Source organism: Amycolatopsis australiensis (genome assembly GCF_900119165.1).
Lineage (GTDB): Bacteria > Actinomycetota > Actinomycetes > Mycobacteriales > Pseudonocardiaceae > Amycolatopsis > Amycolatopsis australiensis.
This window is the reverse complement of record NZ_FPJG01000006.1, coordinates 4,035,547-4,053,752: the sequence shown is the minus strand read 5'-3', so window position 1 is coordinate 4,053,752 and position 18,206 is coordinate 4,035,547. Positions and strand designations below refer to the sequence as shown.

The window sequence follows — 18,206 nt, the reverse complement described above, 5'->3', positions numbered from 1 at the left end:
CGGGCGGGGTCGCGCAGATGCTAGTCGGACCGTCGCGGCGCGCCCCGGGTTCCGCGGAATTCGTGACTCAGCCGGTGAAGGTGAGACAGATCAGCACGACGTTCAGCGTGATGATGACGGCCGCGACCGCCCACGCCGCGACCGTCGTCAGGCGGCGGTTCGCGTCCGCGCCCATCAGGGTCCGGTCCGCGGTCAGGCGGATCAGCGGCACCAGCGCGAACGGGATGCCGAACGACAGCACCACCTGGGAGACCACCAGCGCCGTGCTCGGGTCGGCGCCCAGCGCCAGCACCACGATCGCCGGGGTCAGCGTGACCAGCCGGCGCAGGACCAGCGGGATCCGCTTGTGCAGCAGGCCCTGCATGATCATCGCGCCCGCGTACGCACCCACCGACGTCGAGGCCAGGCCCGACGCCAGGAGGCCGATGGCGAACATCAGCGCGACGCCGGGGCCGAGAGCCTGCGCGACCGCATGGTGGGCGCCCTCGATGCTGTCGACGCCGGCCTGGCCCTGCAGGTTCGTCGCGGCCAGCAGGAGCATGCCCAGGTTGACCGCGCCGGCCAGGAGCATCGCCAGGCCGACGTCCGCGCGGGTGGCGCGCAGCAGGCGACGGCGGCGGGTGCCGTCCGGGCGGCCGTGGCGGTCGCGGACCAGGCCGGAGTGCAGGTAGACCGCGTGTGGCATCACCGTCGCGCCCAGCATGGCCGCGGCGATGAGGACGCTGCCGGTGCCGTCGAACCGGGGCACGAGCCCGCCGAGCGTGTCCGGCACCGAAGGCGGCTCGACGAACAGGCTGGCCAGGAACCCGATGGCGATCACGGCCAGCAGCCCGGTGACGACCCGTTCGAACGTCCGCTGGCCCCCGCGGTCCTGGACGGCCAGCAGCGTCAGCGAGACGGCGCCGGTGATCAGGCCGCCGGCGACGAGCGGCAGGTCGAACAGCAGGTTCAGCGCGATGGCCCCGCCGACGACCTCGGCCAGGTCGGTGGCGATGGCGACGACCTCGGCCTGCAGCCAGTAGGCCAGCCGCGCGGGCCGCGACAGCCGGGCGCGCAGGGCTTCGGGCAGCGACATCCCGCTGACCAGGCCGAGCTTCGCCGAGAGGTACTGCACCAGCACGGCCATCAGGTTCGCCGCGAGGATCACCCAGACGAGCAGGTAGCCGTAGCGGGCGCCGGCGCTGACGTTGGAGGCGACGTTGCCCGGGTCGACGTACGCGATCGCCGCGACGAACGCGGGCCCGAGCAGGGCCGAGCCCGTGCGCAGGCGCGAGGCCAGCCTCGGCCGGACCGCCTCGGTGACCGCCATGCCGCCTGCCTCTCCACGGGTGTCGAGGACCCCAAATCGAAGTTTAGGCGTGCCGAACTTTCGATTTCAAGGGTGACGGTGCCCACCGTCTCGCCCGGGTTACCCGTGAATCGGGCGCCGAAAAGCTCAGGGGTGCGCGACTTCGTGACCGGACTCGCGCAGCGCCTTCACGGCGTGGTCGAGGTCGGTCGCGCGCACCAGGATGTGGTCGGTGTCGAAAGTGGACATCGAGAACAGCGCCACCCCGGCCGCGGCCAGCTCGGACGCCAGCGCGGCGATGATGCCCGTCAGCGTGAACTCCAGCGGGCCGCGGACCGACAGCAGCCGCCAGCCGTCCTCGGCCGTGCCGCCCTGCGGGGCCCGCTCGGCCGGGCAGATCACCGACAGCTCCCCGGGCGTCCGGGTCACCGAGACGAACGCGGCTTCGCCCGGGTCGAGCAGCCCGCCGGGCACCGGGGCGTCCGCGGGCAGCCGGACGACGGCGTACTCACCGGGCCGGACGTCGATCGCGAGGCGTTTCATCAGCCTTCGAACACCTTCGGGCTCGTGGCGATCTCGGTGCCGTCCGGCAGCGTCGAGATGGTGAAGTCGGCGAACACGTTCGCCGCGGCCTTCTGCAGCTGCCGCAGGCACTCCACGGCCAGCCCGCGGATCTCCACGTCGGCGTGCTCGGTGGCGCGCATCCCGACGAAGTGCCGCCAGGCCCGGTAGTTGCCGGTGACGACGACGCGGGTCTCGGTCGCGTTCGGCAGCACCGCGCGCGCGGCCTGGCGGGCCTGCTTGCGGCGCAGGGTCGCGCTCGGGACGTCGGCGAACTTCTCCTCCAGGCCGGCCAGCAGCTCGGTGTAGGCGTCGACGCTCGCCTGGGCCGCGGCGAGGAACTTCTCGTGCAGCACGGGGTCGTTCGCGATGACCTCGGGCTCGACGAACTCGGCGTCGCGCTCGGGCACGTACCGCTGGGACAGCTGCGAGTACGAGAAGTGCCGGTGCCGGATCAGCTCGTGGGTCAGCGACCGGGAGATCCCGGTGATGTAGAAGGTCACCGACCCGTGTTCGAGCACCGAAAGGTGGCCGACGTCGATGATGTGCTGGAGGTAGCCGGCGTTGGTCGCGGTGGCCGGGTTCGGCTTCTTCCACGACTGGTAGCAGGCGCGGCCGGCGAATTCGGCGAGCGCTTCGCCGCCGTCCGCGTCGGTCGACCACGGCACGTCCTCGGGCGGGAAGAACTCGGTCTTCGCGATCAGCTGCACCCTCGGTGACACGGTTCGGGCCACGTCCGCACTCCTCCCGGCTCACGACTCCCCGCGCAGCCTAACCGCGGGCGGCCGGCCACTCCCGGGGGACACGTGACGCCATCGGCTTTCTTGACTGACGTCACTGATGACGTCATAGTGGTGTCATGGATTTGACGCCGTACATCGCCACCTTGCGCGAGGACCTCGCGAACACGGCCGCGGCCGGGGACGAGCACACGCGGCGCGCGGCCGCGCTGCTGTCCTCGGCGATCGAACCCGCCGTCCGGCTGACGCTGATGAGCGCGCTCGCCGACCTCGCCGCCGAGGTCACGGCCGCCCTGCCGGGGCAGGTGGTCGACGTGCGGCTGGACGGCCGGGACGTCCGCGTGGTCGTCACCGGCACCGCCGACGAGGCGCCGCCGCGCGAGACACTACGTGACACCACACCGCCACCACCCGTCGACGGCGGTGACATCACGCGCATCACCCTGCGGCTGGTCGAGCAGATCAAGGGCCAGGCCGAACGCGCGGCGGCGGCCCAGGGCGTGTCGCTGAACACGTTCGTCTCCCAGGCCGTGCAGGGGGCGCTGGGACACGGCTCGCCGGGCGCGGGCCCGAAGCACCACGGCAAGGGCGACCGATCCGGGTCGCGCCTGCACGGCTGGGTCGAAGGCTGAGGGGGAAGACGATGAGCGAAGAACAGACGGCACCGAACGACGAGCTGGTGCGGATCGACGAGTTCGAGACGGACGTCCCGCTGGAGCTCGACGTCGGCGTGACGATCGGCCGTGTCGAGGTCGTGCTGGAAGGCGACTCCGGCGCCCGCGTCGAGCTGCGGCACGACCGGGGCGAGCAGCAGCCGTGGGTGGCGGGGGTCAACAGCCTGCTCTCCTGGGTCGGGGAGCGCTTCGGCGACCAGCTCGGCGTCGACCCGTCGGGGACCTCCCCGGCCGAGGCGGTGCGGCAGGCCCGGATCGAGAAGCTCGGCAACCGGCTCGTCGTGCAGGCACCGAAGGCGTGGCAGCTGCGCAACGTCGCCCTGGCGGTGACCGTGCGCGCCCCGGCGGGTTCGCACGTGGACGTGCGGGCCGGCGCGGCCGACGTCACCGTGACCGGCTCGGCCGGGCGCGTCGACCTGCTGACCGGCTCCGGCCAGGTCAAGCTGGACCGCGCCGACGGGCCGGCGACGATCCGCACCGGCAGCGGCGGCATCAAGCTCGGGCCCACGCTGGGCGGGCTGCAGCTGCGCAGCGGCAGCGGCAGCGTCGAGGCGTCGTCGATCGCCGGCTCGGCGACGCTGGCCACGGGCACCAGCGACGTGTGGCTGGGCGCGGTGTCGGGCGAGGTGATGGCCCGCACCGGCAGCGGCGACGTGTCGGTGGCCGACGCGGCCTCGGGCACGCTCGACCTGATCACCGGCTCGGGCGACGTCCGCATCGGCATCCGCGGCGGCACGACGGCCGAGATCGACCTGACATCCAGTGGCGGCCGGGTGTCCAGCGAGCTGGACGTCGCCGACACCGCGCCCGAGGGCGGCGTGCAGCTGAAGGTCCGTGCCCGCACCGGCTCCGGCAACGCCGTGGTGACGCGCGCGGCCGGCTGATCGCGGTCGTTCCCGGTGGGGGCCGGGAGCGACCCCGCACGGCCAGGCGACGCCCGCGGCCGCCTGGCCGAGGGGGTGGCGGGCCGTTCCCGGCGGGGATCCGCGGGAACGGCCCGTTCGTCATGCCGCCGTCCCGGCGAAAACGGCACCGGGAGCTGGCGGCTCCGGCCGCCGGCCCGCCAGGATGATCGCGTGGACGACTACCTGGGGACCCCGCACTCGGCCGGAACGCACATCGTTCCCGTGCAACTCGATGACCGCACGCTCTACGTCGAGGCCCGTCCGGTGGGCAGCGGCGACGAAGAGGTCGCCGGACGGCTGCTCAAGTTCGACGGGTTCACCGAGACCCTGAGCAAGGTCGCGAACACCGTGACCGACGCCGTCCACGCCGGGCTGACGAAGGTCAAGCCCGCCAAGGTGACCGTGGAGTTCGGGTGCGAGGTCGGGATGGAGAGCGGTCAGCTGACCGCCATCCTGGTGAAGGGCACCGCGAAGGCGAACCTGAAGGTCACGATGGAATGGAAGCCCGGCGGGGACTGACGGTCAGCGAAGCCGCTTCATCGCCTTCTCCGCTTTCATGCGGACGGCTTTGGGTGTCTTGCGGTCGTCGATCAGGGCTTGCAGGACGTTCCTGCCCTCCTCGCGATCGAGCTTCGCCGCCGCTTCGGCGGCGGCGAACCGCTCTTCGGGCTTGAGCTTGCGATCCCCGGCTCGGGCGACGCGCACCTGCAGCTGCCGCTTCTTGCCGAGGCGCAAGACGTCGTCGTCGCTCCCGCCGCCACGTTCCGGCGCCTCCGACCGGGACTTCGCCGATGGTTCCGGCGACAACCGGGCGGCCCGGTTCGTCGCGGCCAGGCGGGTCCGGTGACCCACGCCTGGCGATACGGCGACGCGCTGGTACGCAGCCCTCGCGGCCAGGCGATCGAGCTGCTCCAGCCGCTCGATGACGTCAAGCGCCTGCTCCCCCGGCGCCGCGGCCGCGACCTGCCGGAGCAACGCGATCCCTTCCGCCCGGTCGATCTGGGTGACCTTGACCGCGTAGTCGGCCCGGCGGCGGATCGGCAAGTCGCTGTCCTGGGCCAGGGTCGCGTAGGCGCTCGCCGCGAGCCCGGGTTCGAGCGACGCCAGCTCCGCGGCCGCCTTGCCACGCATCCGCACCGATTCGGCGCGGCTCTCCACGATCGCCCGGAGCAGGCCGGCGGCCCGCTCTTCGTCCCGCCCGTCGGCGAGGTCGGTGATGGCGGACATCCGGTCGTCCGAGGCACCCGGGCCGGTCGCGAGCTCGACGAGCGCGTCGATGCCGCGGACCGGGTCGAGCTCGTGGAGCGCGTGCGCGGCGAAGCGGCGGATCGCGAATTCGGCTTCCGCGTCCCCGGCCAGCTCGGTCAACCGGTCGAGCGCCCGGTCCCGTGTGCCGGGGTACTGCGCGGCGATCTTGGCCGCGTCGACCTGCCACGCGTCGAGCCGGGGATCGCGGGCGAGGGCCGAGAGCACGTCGAGTCCCGCGCCCGGATCGACCTCGGCCAGTGCGCTCGCCGCGTCGAACCGTTCCTCGGGATCGCCCTGCGCGGCCAGTGCCAGCCCGCGCAGGATCTCCACCGCTCGCAGGTCGGTGTCGCCCAGCGCCCGGGCGGCGCGGCGCCGCGCCGCCGGGGGGTGCCGGGGGTCCTCCGCGAGCTCGGCCAGCAGGTCGGCCCCCAGCGCGCGCTGGCGGTGCCGAGCCGCCACGGCCGCGCCACACCGGGTCTCGAACCCGACGGTGCGGTCCCTGCTCAGCAACGCCAACGTGGCCGGCACCTCGCCGGGGTCACGGGCGCAGATCGCCTCGGCCGCGGCCAGCCGCGCCGGGTCCGGGCAGCCGGGGTCCTCGACCAGCCGGCGGAGGGTTTCCCGGCCGCGCTCGGGGTCTTCGGCGAACACCAGCTGCGCGGCCTCCAGCCGGAGCCCACGCAACTCCGGGGCGGCGGCCAGCTGGATCAAGGTGCGCAGCCCGTGCGGCCGGTCGGCCTCGAGGACGATCTTGGCCACGCGCAGCCGCTCTTCGGCGTCCGGCCGGCCGCTGAAGACGAGGTAGTTGGCGGCCGTGATGCCCCGGCTCCGGTCCAGGTCGAGCAGAAGCCGCAGCGCCTCGAAGCGCGCCACGCTCTCGGTTTCCTCGCGGAGAAGGGCTTCCAGGTTGTCCTCGGCGGCACCGGCGTCGAGGTGGGCGAGCTCGGCGACGGCCTCCCGCCAGTCGTCCAGCGTCTGCGGGTGGGCGACCTGCTCGATCAGCCCGCGGCGGAGCCGGTCACGGACCTTGTCCGGTACCGGCAGCCCCTGGCGGATCACGTCGGCCACGAAGCCGTGGTTGTGCTTCCAGTGCCGCCGCCGGAGCATGCGGGTCAGCACCCGCGTCACGTCCTTGCCGCCCGCCGCCCACAGGCCGACCAGGAACAGCTCGACCTCCCAGTTCTTCCAGTCCTGCAGCCGGGGCGGCAGCCACCGCCGTCCCGGCCGGGGGTGGCGGCGCACCAGGTGTTCGGCGGCGAGGTACTCGAGGATGGTCTGGTGCAGGAACTCCGGACCGCCGCGCCGGCCGATGAGCAGGCTGGTGGCCAGGAACACCTCATGGACGATCTTCGTCCACTCGGCCTCCGGGACGGTGTCCGGTGGCCTCGGCACGTGCCGGGACGCGACCTCGACCAGGGTCGGCACCGGGCGTCCGGTCGGGAACGCTGCAGCCGCGTTCTCGTAGTGCGCGTACGCCCACTCACGCAAAACCGGAAGGGCGTTGTCGAACAGCTCGTCGACGGCATGCTCGGCCTTCGCACCACTCCGCCCGCCCCACTCCCGCAGGAGCTTGCGCGCGGTGGCCCGGCGCTTGTCGAGCAGCAGTTCGACGAACTGCCGGTACAGGTCGACCCGGTTGGAGGGCAGCCGCCGCCCGGGTTCCTGCGCGTACAGCACGCACATCATCGTGGCGATCAGCGGAATCGTGGCAAGGTCCCGTAGCCCGGCTTCGTCGGCGCGGACCACGAAGCGGGCCGATTCGGCATCGGCGTCCGGCACTTCGAGGGCTTCGAACCACGCCTTCGCGAATTCGCCGAGCTGATGCCGGGCGAACGGCTCGATGACGAACGTCGGATAGCGGTCGTTCTCCGAAAGCTCGGTGTGGTAGTCCGCCCCGGTCGGCCTGGTGGTGAGCAGGAAACCGAACCGGCCCCGCCGTCGAAGCCGTTGCACCAGTTTCGCGACGACGCGGCGGTCGGACGGATCGACGATCTCGTCGAGCCCGTCGGCCAGCACGAGCCAGCGCGCGCCCGGTGCCGGGTCGGCGGCGAACAGCTCTTCCAGCCGGCCGCGGTCGAGGTCCAGGTCGAAGCTGTGCACGCCACGGGCCAGCAGCTCGGTCAGGCCGCGATGGCCCCGCAGCGCGTCCGCGGGCACCGGGACGGGCACGAACTCGCCGCCTTCGCCGCGGAGCCATTGCTTCGCGATCTCCGCGGTCAGGTGCCGGACCAGGCTCGACTTGCCGGCGCCCGGACCGCCGAGGATCTGCACGCCGGGGTAGGTCGCCAGGAGACTGTCCGCGTCGACCCGCGCCGGGTCGTCGTCGGCCGAGCCGCCGTAGCGGCTGGTGTGCTGGCGCAGGTACACCTTCCACAGCGGTGGGGTCACCTCGGTGCCGGCCAGCTCGGCGTGCGGGTGCCGGTCGTCCGCCGCCTTGGCCGCCTCGAGGTACTCCCGCAGCCGCGGCCCGGGAAACCGGATCCCCGTCGTGACGATCTGTTCATCGTCGAGCAGCTCCAGCCAGCCGCGAGTGCCCGGCGACACCGCCCGGTGGAGCGGCTCGAGGTCGGGGTAGGCCGCGAAGACGGACCACACCGGAATGAGCCGCGCCGTGTCGGTGCGTTCGGTGTCCCGGTAGCGCACGACGCCGCAGACGGCCCCGGTCCGCCAGTTCAGCACCGGGCCGCCGCTGTAGCCGGGCCCGACCGGCCCGTGGACGGTCTTCAGCAGTTCGGCGCCCTCGGTCCGCTGCGACGGCCCGGCCAGCATGAGCGTCGCCGAGTCGCCGGCGCGGTAGCGGCCCGCGGGATAGCCGAACGCCCACAACGGATCCCCGGGTTCGGCCGCCGGGTGCAGCAAGACGTGAGCGGCAGGGGCCTCCTGCTCCGCCCGCAGCAGGACGAGATCCGCGGCGGCGGGGTCGTTCGCATGGTAGGTGCCGGGAACGACCCGGAACCGCATGGCGCCGACGTGTTCAGTACCGATCGAGCGGACGACCTCGGCCACCCCCGTGGCGGCGCCGGTGATGACGTGCGCGCAGGTGACGATGACGCCCGGAGCGACGAAGAAGCCCGTGCCCTCGGCACCGGAAGGCGCGATCAGCGGCACGGTGACCGCGCGCAGGACCTCCGCCAGCTTCGCCCGTTCTCCCGCCATCCCGTCCCCCGCTCGATGCCCGGCGACCCACCATCCTGTCAGGTCCGCGACCGCACCGGAACGGGCGTTCGCCCGCGCCCGGAACGGATTCCTCGACCACCGCGCTCCGGAACGTCAGCGCACCACCTTCTTCAGCGCCGGGGCCAGGTCGCCGCGGGGACCCACCGCCACGCCGGACAAGCCCAGCCATTCCGCCATGTGCTTCAGCTCCGCCGCCAGCTCCGGGAGCACGTGGGCCACGTCCACCCCTTCCTCCGCGAACGCTCCCTGCACCCGCAGCACGCCCGCCGCGCGGTCGGACTTCAGATCCACGCGTGCCACCAGCTCGCCGTCCAGGAGGAACGGGAACACGTAATACCCGTACACCCGCTTCGGCTCCGGGACGTAGATCTCGATGCGGTACCGGAAGCCGAACAGGCGCTCGGTGCGGGCTCTTTCCCAGATCAGCGGGTCGAACGGGCACAGCAGCGCCCGGCCCGGCACCGACCGCGGCGTACGCGACGCCGTGTGGCGGTACGCCGTTGGTTTCCAGCCGTGCACCTCGACCGGTTCCAGGACGCCCGCCTCCACCAGCTCCGCCACCGCCTGGCGGGCCGGCCCCGGGCCGAGGCGGTAGTAGTCGCGCAGGTCCGTCTCCGTCGCCACGCCCAGCGCCCGCGCCGACCGCTCGATCAGCTCGCGCGCGCCCTCCTCCGCGGTCACCGAGCGGGCCAGGATCTCCGGCGGCACCACCCGCTCGGTGAGGTCGTAGAGCCGCTCGAACGACCGGCGCGTGCCCGTGGTCAGCTGCCCGATGCCGAACAGGTATTCGCAGACCCGCTTGACCTCCGAGCGCTCCCACCACGAGCCGGGGCCGCGGCGCTGGGCGTCCGCCGCCACCTCGCGCTCGATGCCGCCCGCGCCGATCGGGCCCAGCTCCTTGACCACCGACAGGATCTCGTCGACCAGCCCCGGCGACTTCTCGATCAGCGGGCCGTAGTGGCGCCACCAGCCGTCACGCTTCGCGCCCGACCGGATCAGCGGCCAGTCCTCGATCGGCAGCAGGCTCGCCTCGTGCGCCCACGTCTCGACCAGCATCCGGGGCTGCCGCGCCGAGTGCGACCACGCCGCCGTGTCCAGCAGCGCCGGGTCGTACGCCCCGAGCCGCGAGAACACCGGCATGTAGTGCGCCCTGACCGCGACGTTCACCGAGTCCAGCTGCAGCAGCTGGACCCGCGAGAGCACCCGTTTCAGGTGCCGCCGCGAAGGCGCGACGGACGGACGCGGGTCGGCGAAGCCCTGTGCGGCCAGGAAGGTCTTCCGGGCCGTCTTGACGCTGATCGTTTGCATGGTGCCGTCATGGTGCCACCCACCACCGACAAAAACGCGCACCCGTCCTCGACGGCGGAGCCGCGCTCCATCCATGCCCCCGCCACCGCCCTCAACGGAGAAGCTTCGCTCCGCTGTACTCCATCCATGCCCCCGCCACCGCCCTCAACGGAGAAGCTTCGCTCCGCTGTACTAACTTCTGCGCCATGAGCGACGCCGCCGTCCGTCCCGCCGACCTCTCCGACGCCGCGGAGATCGCCCGTATCCAGCGCGACACCTGGCACGCCGCCTACGCGGACCTCCTCGGCAAGAACGCGCTGGCCGAGCTGGACGCCGCCGACCTCGTCGGCACCTGGAGCGAGACCATCGACCACCCGGCCAGCCAGGTCTACGTCGCCACCGAAGGCGAGTCCACCGTCGGCTTCTGCGTCGCGGGCCGGGCCCCCGAAGGCGAGGTCGCCGCGGCCGACGGGAGCCTGCCGGCGGACGCGGACCGCACCGGCCTGATCGCCACCCTGCTCGTCGAGCCGCGGTGGGGACGGCGCGGGCACGCCGGACGGCTACTCGCGACGGCCGCCGCGGGCCTGCGGGCCGCCGGTGCCGCCCGCGGCATCACCTGGGTCGCCCAGGGCGACCACGCCTCCCTCGCCTTCTACCGCCGCGCCGGCTGGAACCCCGACGGCACCGTCCGCACGCTCGACACCGGGGACCGCATGGTCCGCGAAGTCCGCCTCACCGGCACCCTCGACTTCACGCTCGCCTGACCCGCGGAAGATCACCCACCGCATCACCGAATACATGAACACGCCCTCGCAGGCGCCCGCGAGCACCCGCGACAGGTGGTATTCGACGCCCAGCGCCGTCAGGCCCGCGCCCACACCCAGCAAAAACGCCGCGTAATTGACAGCAATAGCGACGATGTAAAGCGCGAGCTGAATTCCGACCGCGGCGTGGGAATGGAAGTTGAACGTCCGGTTCAGCACGAAGCTCAACCCGAACGCGCAGCCGTACGCCAGCGTGATCGACAGCCACACGGGCCACCCGAGCAGCCCGTGGAACACGCTCAGCAGCCCGAGGTCGACGCCGAACGTGCAGCCGTTGATCAGGCAAAAGCCGAGAAACGTCGGCGCCACCAGCCGCGACAGACCCAGCGGCAGGACGCGCACGATCGCCCGGCAGAGGGCGCCGAACCGGTCGGCGGGCGTACGGGGTTGCTCGGCGGCCACCCCGACAGGGTTCCAGCGTGAGGTGACCGGAAGCGGTCCGGCAGGTGATCTTCCGGTGCCGGCCACCCGCCGTAGAGGGGGGTTAACCCCAGTGCGCGGAGATTTCGGACTGATAACTTGGAAGAACACGAGCGCGGTTCGGGAGGTGACACGATGAGCTGGATCCTGCTGACGCTGGGCGTGGCGTTCGGTTCGGCCATCGTGCCGCTGATCAACGCCGAAGTGTTCCTGATCGGGTTGTGCGCCAGCCAGCCCGGGCTGCACTGGCTGTGGCTCGGGGCGGCGGTGGCGGTCGGGCAGATCGCCGGGAAGACGCTGTACTTCCTCGCCGCCCGCGGGACGATCAAGCTGCCGAAACCGCTGCACGACCGCCTGCACCGCGAGCGCCCGTTGACGCCGCGGCGCGTGCGCTGGCAGCTGCGGACCAAGCGGATCCGCGCGTGGCTGGAGCGGCTGCGCGAACGCTGCCACCGGCACCCGCACTGGATGGCCGGCACCTACGGGGTCAGTTCCCTGGTGGGCCTGCCCCCGTTCATGGCGACGAGCGTGCTGGCGGGTGTCGTCCGCATGCGGCTCGCGATGTTCCTGACGACCGGGCTCGCCGGACGCTGGATCCGCTTCAGCCTGATCGCTGCTTCACCCGCGGTGTTCGCGGGCTGGCTGCACCACTGAGCACAAGCGTCCCGTTGCCTCCGCACTATCGCGCCGCGTCCCGGAGCAACGCTTTCGAAGCCTCTTCGCTCAGTGCTTTGCCGGCCAGCAGCTTCGCGAGCTTCCGGTAGGGAGCGACACCTTCGGGATCGTGGAGGAAGGCACTGGCGTGGTAATGCTCCAGGTGGACGATCGCCGCATCGCCCGGGAAGTCGTAGATGGCGAACATGCCGGTCTTGCCAGGGTGGCACACCACTTCCGCGGGCACGATGCGCAGCGAGACGGTGGCTGCCTCGGCCACGGCGAGCAGATGGTCGATCTGGTCGGACATGACGTCTTCGTCGCCGACCACCTCGCGGATCGCCAGCTCGGAAACAATGGCGTGCAGCCGGACCGGTTCGCGTCCGGAGAGGATTCGCTGCCGGTCCAAGCGAACCACCAGCCGCGCATCGACCTCCTCCACTCGGATGCCGGAGGCGGTGAGCAGCGCGCGGGCGTAGTCGGGCGTCTGCAGCAAACCCGGGACGATCAGCGGGGACCAGTTCGTGATGAGGCTCGCCGAGCGCTCGCACTGCACGACCGCCGTCAGCGCACTCGGCACGTCGGCGGGGTGGGAATCCAGCCAGTTGGGGTCCTTGGCGTGCTTGGCCAGGGAAAGGATCCGGCTGGTGACGGTCCGGTCCGCGCGCAGGTACCCGAGGATGCGCGCCACCTCCTCGAGCGGCGGCACCCGCACCCCGAGCTCCCACTGGGACAGCACCCGCGGGTCGATCTCGAGTGCGCGCGCCAGCTCGCGTAACCCGAATTTCCGCGCTTCGCGTACTTCGCGCAGCGAGGCGGACAACGCCCGCAAACTCGGGTAAGACAACGACGGTTTCATGCCGGGGATCGTACGAACACCGCACATTTCCCGAATGAACGACAACTGTCAGCAAATGGCCACACCGCCGATTCAGCGGTCGGCCGCCTCCAGTTCGACGGCTTTCTTCATCGTCTCGCGGGCACGCCGGCGGTCGCCCGCGATGTCGTAGGCGTACGCCAGTTTGTACCAGGCGCGCCAGTTGCCCCGGTCGGCCTCGACCTCCGCGCGGCGCTCCTCGAACCACGCGTCGGCCGCCGCGCGGTCCACCCGGCCCGACGGCCGTCGCGGGAGATCCGAGACGTCCGGCAGGGCGCCTTCTTCGTCCAAGCGCCGGGACAGCCGCTGGATCTGCAGCCCGTTGCGCCAGGTCACGACGATGACCCAGACGCCCAGCAGCGGCAGCAGCAGGACGCCGGCGCCCAACGCGATGCCGGTGCCCGTCCCGGATCCGAACAGCATGACCGCCCGGTCGGCCAGCAGGACCAGGTAGACGACCAGCGCCGCCGTCAGCAGCAGCGCCGTGTTGCGTGCCTTCACAGGTCGAGCACGTTTTCCAGGCCGACCGTCAGGCCGGGGCGCGTCAGGACCGTGCGGACCCCGAACAGCACGCCCGGCATGAACGACGTCCGGTCGAGGGAGTCGTGGCGGATGGTCAGGGTCTCGCCCTCGCCGCCGAACAGGATCTCCTCGTGCGCGACCAGGCCCGGCAGCCGGACCGAGTGGACGTGGACGCCCTCGACCGCCGCGCCGCGGGCACCGTCCAGCTCGGACGTCGTCGCGTCCGGGCCCGGCGTCACGCCGGCCTCGGCGCGCGCGGCGGCGATCATCCGCGCGGTGTGCGCCGCGGTGCCCGAAGGCGCGTCGGCCTTGCGGTTGTGGTGCAGTTCGATGACCTCGGCCGAGGCGTAGAACTTCGCCGCCTGGGCCGCGAAGCGCATCGCCAGGACCGCGCCGAGGGCGAAGTTCGGCGCGATCAGCACGCCCAGGGACGGCTTCGGCTCCAGCCAGCTCCGCAGGGTGGCCAGCCGCTCCTCACTGAAGGCGGTGGTGCCGACGACCGCGTGGATGTCGTGCTCGACCAGGTACTTCAGGTTGTCCATGACGGCGTCGGGGTGGGTGAAGTCGACGACGACCTGGGCGTCCGCGAGCGGCGCGAAGTCGTCGCCCGCGTCCAGCGCCGCGACGAGCTTCATGTCCGAAGCGCCTTCGACAGCGTTCACCACCGTCGCGCCCATGCGGCCGCGAGCGCCGAGCACACCGACGTTGATGGTCATGAAGCGATCACCTCGTGCAGGTCGTCAGGAAGGTCGTCGGCGTGAGCGTACGGCCCGACGACCGCCGCCGCCGAGACCCCGCCCGGCCGTGCGAACAAAGTGCGAGCCAGCGCACACACGTCTTCGGTGGTGACGGCGTCGATACGGGCGACCGTGTCGTCGACGCCCAGGTAGCGGCCGTAGTTGAGCTCGTTCTTGCCGACCCGCGACATCCGCGACGAGGTGTCTTCGAGCCCGAGCACGAGCCCGCCGCGCAGCTGGCCTTTCGCGCGGGCCACCTCGGCGTCGGTCAGGCCGTCGACGCCGACCTTGTCGAGGACCTCGCGGATGACGCCGGCGACGTCGCCGAGCTTCTCCGGCTGGCAGCCCGCGTACACGGCCATGTGCCCGGTGTCGGCGTAGCTCGCGACCGACGAGTACACCTGGTAGGCCAGCCCGCGCTGCTCCCGGATCTCCTGGAACAGCCGCGAGGACATGCCGCCGCCCAACGCGGCGTTGAGCACCGAGAGCGCGAACCGGCGGTCGTCGTGGCGCGACAGCGACCGCAGGCCGAGCATCACGTGCGCCTGCTCGGTGTCGTCGGTGTGCAGGGCCAGCTTCGGGACGGTCTTGATCCGGGCCCGGCCTTCGCGGGGCGCGAACGGCGTGGCCGAGCCGGTCAGCCGGCCGCCGAGCGCCTTGCGGACCAGCCGGAGCACCTGGTTGTGGTCGATGTTCCCGGCCACGGACAGGACCATCCGCGGCAGCGTGTAGCGGCGCTTGTAGAAGTTCCGCAGCGCCGACGGCGACATGCCGATGATCGACTTCTCGGTGCCGAGCACCGGGCGGCCGAGCGGGTGCTCGCCCAGGATGGCGCTGACGAACGTCTCGTGCAGCAGGTCCTCGGGGTCGTCGTCGCGCATCGAGATCTCTTCGAGGACGACGCTGCGTTCCATGTCCATGTCGCGGTCGGTGCAGAGCGCCTCGAACACGACGTCGGTGACCAGGTCCATGGCGAGCGGCAGGTCGGCGTCGAGGACCTGCGCGTAGTAGCAGGTGTGCTCTTTGGCCGTGAAGGCGTTGAACTCGCCGCCGACGGCGTCGATCTCCTCGGCGATCTGCGTGGCGTCGCGGTTCTTCGTGCCCTTGAACAGCAGGTGCTCGAGGTAGTGCGCGGCGCCGGCGACCGCGACCGGCTCGTCGCGCGAGCCGATGCCGACCCAGAGCCCGACCGTGGCCGACCGGGACGCCGGGACGTGCTCGGTGATCACCCGCAGGCCGCCGGGCAGGACGCTGCGCTTGACGACCGCACCGTCCGAACTGGACTCGAGCGTGCGAGTGGTGCCGACGGGCTGCTCGTGCCCGGAAACCTGCCGTGCCATGGAATCCTTACTCACGATGCCGCGAAGGCCCCCTGCCGCCGGGGTCGTGAGTGAGAAACGGTGTTCCAACCCTGTTTCTCACCCACGACCCGCACCGAGCGGATCAGGAGGCCTTCGCGTGAACGGGTCCTACTTGGCGTCGGCCTTCTCGGCGTCGGCCTTCTCGGCGTCGGCCTTCTTGTCGTCACCCTCGGCGGGCTTCGCCGCGTCCTCGTCCTTGACCACGATCAGGCTGATCTTGCCGCGGTTGTCGATGTCGGCGATCTCGACGCGGAGCTTGTCGCCCACGTTGACCACGTCCTCGACCTTGGCGATCCGCTTGCCGTTGCCCAGCTTCGAGATGTGCACCAGGCCGTCCTTGCCCGGCAGCAGCGAGACGAACGCGCCGAACGCGGCCGTCTTCACCACGGTGCCGAGGAAGCGCTCGCCGACCTTGGGCAGCTGCGGGTTGGCGATGGCGTTGATCTTGTCGATCGCCGCCTCCGCCGACGGGCCGTCGGCCGCGCCCACGTAGATCGTGCCGTCGTCCTCGATGGAGATGTCGGCGCCGGTCTCCTCGGTGATCGAGTTGATCATCTTGCCCTTCGGGCCGATGACCTCGCCGATCTTGTCGACCGGGATCTTCACGCTGGTGACGCGCGGGGCGAACGGGCTCATCTCGTCCGGGCCGTCGATCGCCTCGGCGATGACCTCCAGGATGGTGAGACGAGCGTCCTTCGCCTGCTTCAGCGCGGCGCCGAGCACCTCGGACGGGATGCCGTCGAGCTTCGTGTCCAGCTGCAGCGCGGTGATGATGTCCTTGGTGCCGGCGACCTTGAAGTCCATGTCACCGAGGGCGTCCTCGGCGCCGAGGATGTCGGTCAGCGCGACGTAGCGGGTCTCGCCGTCGACCTCGTCCGAGACCAGGCCCATCGCGATGCCCGCGACCGGCGCCTTCAGCGGCACGCCGGCGTTGTACAGGCTCATCGTGGACGCGCAGACCGAGCCCATCGACGTCGAGCCGTTGGAGCCCAGCGCCTCGGAGACCTGGCGGATCGCGTACGGGAACTCGTCCCGCTTCGGCAGCACCGGCACCAGCGCGCGCTCGGCGAGCATGCCGTGGCCGATCTCGCGCCGCTTCGGCGAGCCGACGCGGCCGGTCTCGCCGGTGGAGAACGGCGGGAAGTTGTAGTGGTGCAGATAGCGCTTCGTCGTCTCCGGCGACAGCGAGTCGATCTGCTGCTCCATGCGCAGCATGTTCAGCGTGGTGACGCCCAGGATCTGGGTCTCGCCGCGCTCGAACAGCGCCGAGCCGTGCGCCCGCGGGATCACGGCGACCTCGGCCGCGAGGGACCGGATGTCGGTGAGGCCACGGCCGTCCATGCGGATCTTCTCGGTGAGGACCCGCTGGCGCATGATCTTCTTCGTCAGGGCCTTGAACGCCCCGCCGATCTCCTTGTCGCGGCCCTCGAAGGCCTCGCCCTCGCCCAGGCCGATCTTCTCGATGACGGCGGCCTTGACCTCGTCGGTCGCGGCGTCGCGGTCCTGCTTGCCCGGGATCTGCAGGGCACGGGCCAGGTCGTCGGTCGCGATCGCCGCAACGGCGTCGTAGACGTCCTGCTCGTAGGCCGGGAACAGCGGGAACTCGCCGGTCGGCTTGGCGGCGACGTCGGCCAGCTTCTGCTGGGCCTCGCAGAGGACCTTGATGAACGGCTTCGCGGCCTCGATGCCCTCGGCGACGGCGGCCTCGTCCGGCGCCTTCGCGCCGGAGGCGATGAGGTCGAGCGTGTGCTCGGTGCCCTCAGCCTCGACCATCATGATCGCGACGTCGTCCCCGACGATGCGGCCCGCGACGACCATGTTGAACGTCGCCTTCTCCAGCTGCGACCAGGTCGGGAACGCGACCCACTGGTCCTCGATCAGCGCGACGCGCACGCCGCCGACCGGGCCGGAGAACGGCAGGCCGGCGATCTGGGTGGAGGCCGACGCGGCGTTGATCGCCAGCACGTCGTACGGGTCGTCCGGGTTGAGGCTCTGGACGGTGATGACGACCTGGATCTCGTTGCGGAGGCCGTCGGTGAACGACGGGCGCAGCGGGCGGTCGATCAGGCGGGCGGTGAGGATCGCGTCGGTCGACGGGCGGCCCTCGCGGCGGAAGAACGCGCCGGGGATGCGGCCCGCGGCGTACATGCGCTCCTCGACGTCCACGGTCAGCGGGAAGAAGTCGAAGTGCTCCTTCGGGTGCTTCGACGCGGTCGTCGCCGAGAGCAGCATGGTCTCTTCGTCGAGGTACGCGACCACGGCGCCGGCGGCCTGCTTGGCCAGGCGGCCCGTCTCGAAGCGGACGGTGCGGGTGCCGAACTTGCCGTTGTCGATGACGGCTTCAGTCTCGTGCACGGTGACTCCGGTGGAGTCGGTCATAGGGTGTTTCTCCTCTTTAGTTCCTTCGTACGACGCGAGTCTCCCATCCTGGGACCCGTTTCGCCTGAGGACGCTCGAGGAATGAGGCCGGTCTTCGATCGAAGCCCCCGGGCCGCTGCCCGGGAACCACTACCGAGGACCGACGGAGACCCTCGTGCGCGCTCGCGCCGCGTGTGTTCGGTTTTTGCAGCGAGGGGGAGCGACCGGCGGTCACTCCCCCTCGGGTGCAGCTATCGGCGCAGGCCGAGGCGCTGGATCAGCGCACGGTAACGCTCGATGTCCACCTTCATCACGTAGTTCAGCAGCCGGCGGCGGCGGCCGACCAGCAGCAGGAGCCCGCGACGCGAGTGGTGGTCGTGCTTGTGAGCCTTGAGGTGCTCGGTGAGGCCGACGATGCGCTTGGTCAGCAGCGCGACCTGGGCCTCGGGGGATCCGGTGTCCGAGTCGTGCACGCCGTACTCGGCCAGGATCGACTTCTTCTCTTCGGTGGACAGCGCCACGTGTGTTGCTCCTCGATGTGTTGGGTGCCGTGCGGCCCCGGACGCGGGTGCG

16 protein-coding genes and 1 pseudogene are annotated in these 18,206 nt (G+C 71.5%); 5 read left to right on the top strand and 12 right to left on the bottom strand.

Translation table 11 applies throughout. From position 1 onward, the window contains the following. Positions 1-67 precede the first annotated feature (67 nt). The 3 genes from BT341_RS20275 to thyX all read right to left on the bottom strand — a co-directional run bounded on the left by BT341_RS20275 (position 68) and on the right by thyX (position 2,583). Complete coding sequence (locus BT341_RS20275) at positions 68-1,309, bottom strand: Nramp family divalent metal transporter (protein WP_072477792.1); 1,242 nt, start codon at positions 1,307-1,309, stop codon at positions 68-70. A 126-nt stretch (positions 1,310-1,435) separates the two neighbouring features. Then, entirely contained in the window at positions 1,436-1,831 is a 396-nt protein-coding gene (locus tag BT341_RS20270) for an ACT domain-containing protein (RefSeq protein ID WP_072477791.1), read from the bottom strand. Beyond that, a complete protein-coding gene (gene thyX, locus BT341_RS20265) occupies positions 1,831-2,583 on the bottom strand; it encodes an FAD-dependent thymidylate synthase (RefSeq protein WP_072477790.1) in 753 nt (250 codons plus the stop codon). The genes BT341_RS20270 and thyX overlap by 1 nt, the downstream gene beginning before the upstream one ends. A 125-nt stretch (positions 2,584-2,708) precedes the next feature. On the opposite strand from thyX, the gene BT341_RS20260 reads away from it, so the two are divergent. The 3 genes from BT341_RS20260 (at position 2,709) to BT341_RS20250 (ending at position 4,687) form a co-directional block, all read left to right on the top strand. After that, positions 2,709-3,221 carry a toxin-antitoxin system HicB family antitoxin gene (locus tag BT341_RS20260; protein WP_072477789.1) on the top strand — a complete coding sequence of 171 codons (513 nt, stop codon included), beginning with the start codon at positions 2,709-2,711 and terminating at the stop codon, positions 3,219-3,221. A gap of 11 nt (positions 3,222-3,232) precedes the next feature. Further along, positions 3,233-4,147, top strand: coding sequence for a DUF4097 family beta strand repeat-containing protein (locus BT341_RS20255; RefSeq protein WP_072477788.1), 915 nt, complete (start codon positions 3,233-3,235; stop codon positions 4,145-4,147). Positions 4,148-4,339: 192 nt separating this feature from the next. Beyond that, a complete protein-coding gene (locus BT341_RS20250) occupies positions 4,340-4,687 on the top strand; it encodes a CU044_2847 family protein (protein WP_084742944.1) in 348 nt (115 codons plus the stop codon). A gap of 3 nt (positions 4,688-4,690) precedes the next feature. On the opposite strand, the gene BT341_RS20245 is transcribed toward BT341_RS20250, so the two are convergent. Together BT341_RS20245 and BT341_RS20240 are read right to left on the bottom strand one after the other, a co-directional pair. Beyond that, positions 4,691-8,572, bottom strand: coding sequence for a trypsin-like peptidase domain-containing protein (locus BT341_RS20245; protein WP_072477787.1), 3,882 nt, complete (start codon positions 8,570-8,572; stop codon positions 4,691-4,693). 114 nt (positions 8,573-8,686) lie between these two features. Beyond that, complete coding sequence (locus BT341_RS20240; protein WP_072477786.1) at positions 8,687-9,901, bottom strand: winged helix-turn-helix domain-containing protein; 1,215 nt, start codon at positions 9,899-9,901, stop codon at positions 8,687-8,689. Between the two features lie 185 nt (positions 9,902-10,086). Here BT341_RS20240 and BT341_RS20235 point away from each other — a divergent pair, with 185 nt between their 5' ends. Next, the gene (locus BT341_RS20235) at positions 10,087-10,644 is read left to right on the top strand and encodes a GNAT family N-acetyltransferase (protein WP_072477785.1); all 558 of its coding nucleotides are present in this window, start codon (positions 10,087-10,089) and stop codon (positions 10,642-10,644) included. 66 nt (positions 10,645-10,710) lie between these two features. Here the strand turns inward: BT341_RS20235 and BT341_RS46565 are convergent. Then, positions 10,711-10,941 (bottom strand): annotated as a pseudogene (locus BT341_RS46565) (GtrA family protein); the annotation flags it as partial. Between the two features lie 318 nt (positions 10,942-11,259). Here BT341_RS46565 and BT341_RS20225 point away from each other — a divergent pair. Continuing rightward, positions 11,260-11,778, top strand: coding sequence for a YqaA family protein (locus tag BT341_RS20225; protein ID WP_072477784.1), 519 nt, complete (start codon positions 11,260-11,262; stop codon positions 11,776-11,778). Between the two features lie 25 nt (positions 11,779-11,803). Here the strand turns inward: BT341_RS20225 and BT341_RS20220 are convergent, their stop codons facing one another. The 6 genes from BT341_RS20220 to rpsO form a co-directional block, all read right to left on the bottom strand. After that, positions 11,804-12,601: a Scr1 family TA system antitoxin-like transcriptional regulator gene (locus tag BT341_RS20220; protein WP_084742943.1), complete on the bottom strand. Its 798-nt coding sequence runs from the start codon at positions 12,599-12,601 to the stop codon at positions 11,804-11,806. 108 nt (positions 12,602-12,709) lie between these two features. Continuing rightward, a complete protein-coding gene (locus tag BT341_RS20215; protein ID WP_072477782.1) occupies positions 12,710-13,156 on the bottom strand; it encodes a tetratricopeptide repeat protein in 447 nt (148 codons plus the stop codon). Beyond that, positions 13,153-13,893, bottom strand: a complete 741-nt coding sequence (gene dapB, locus BT341_RS20210; protein ID WP_072477781.1) for a 4-hydroxy-tetrahydrodipicolinate reductase — start codon at positions 13,891-13,893, stop codon at positions 13,153-13,155. The genes BT341_RS20215 and dapB overlap by 4 nt, the downstream gene beginning before the upstream one ends. Beyond that, the gene (locus BT341_RS20205) at positions 13,890-15,254 is read right to left on the bottom strand and encodes a M16 family metallopeptidase (protein ID WP_072477780.1); all 1,365 of its coding nucleotides are present in this window, start codon (positions 15,252-15,254) and stop codon (positions 13,890-13,892) included. The genes dapB and BT341_RS20205 overlap by 4 nt, the downstream gene beginning before the upstream one ends. Before the next feature lie 129 nt (positions 15,255-15,383). Next, positions 15,384-17,654 carry a polyribonucleotide nucleotidyltransferase gene (locus BT341_RS20200; protein ID WP_072477779.1) on the bottom strand — a complete coding sequence of 757 codons (2,271 nt, stop codon included), beginning with the start codon at positions 17,652-17,654 and terminating at the stop codon, positions 15,384-15,386. A gap of 230 nt (positions 17,655-17,884) precedes the next feature. Continuing rightward, positions 17,885-18,154 carry a 30S ribosomal protein S15 gene (gene rpsO / locus BT341_RS20195; protein WP_003084034.1) on the bottom strand — a complete coding sequence of 90 codons (270 nt, stop codon included), beginning with the start codon at positions 18,152-18,154 and terminating at the stop codon, positions 17,885-17,887. Positions 18,155-18,206 lie beyond the last annotated feature (52 nt).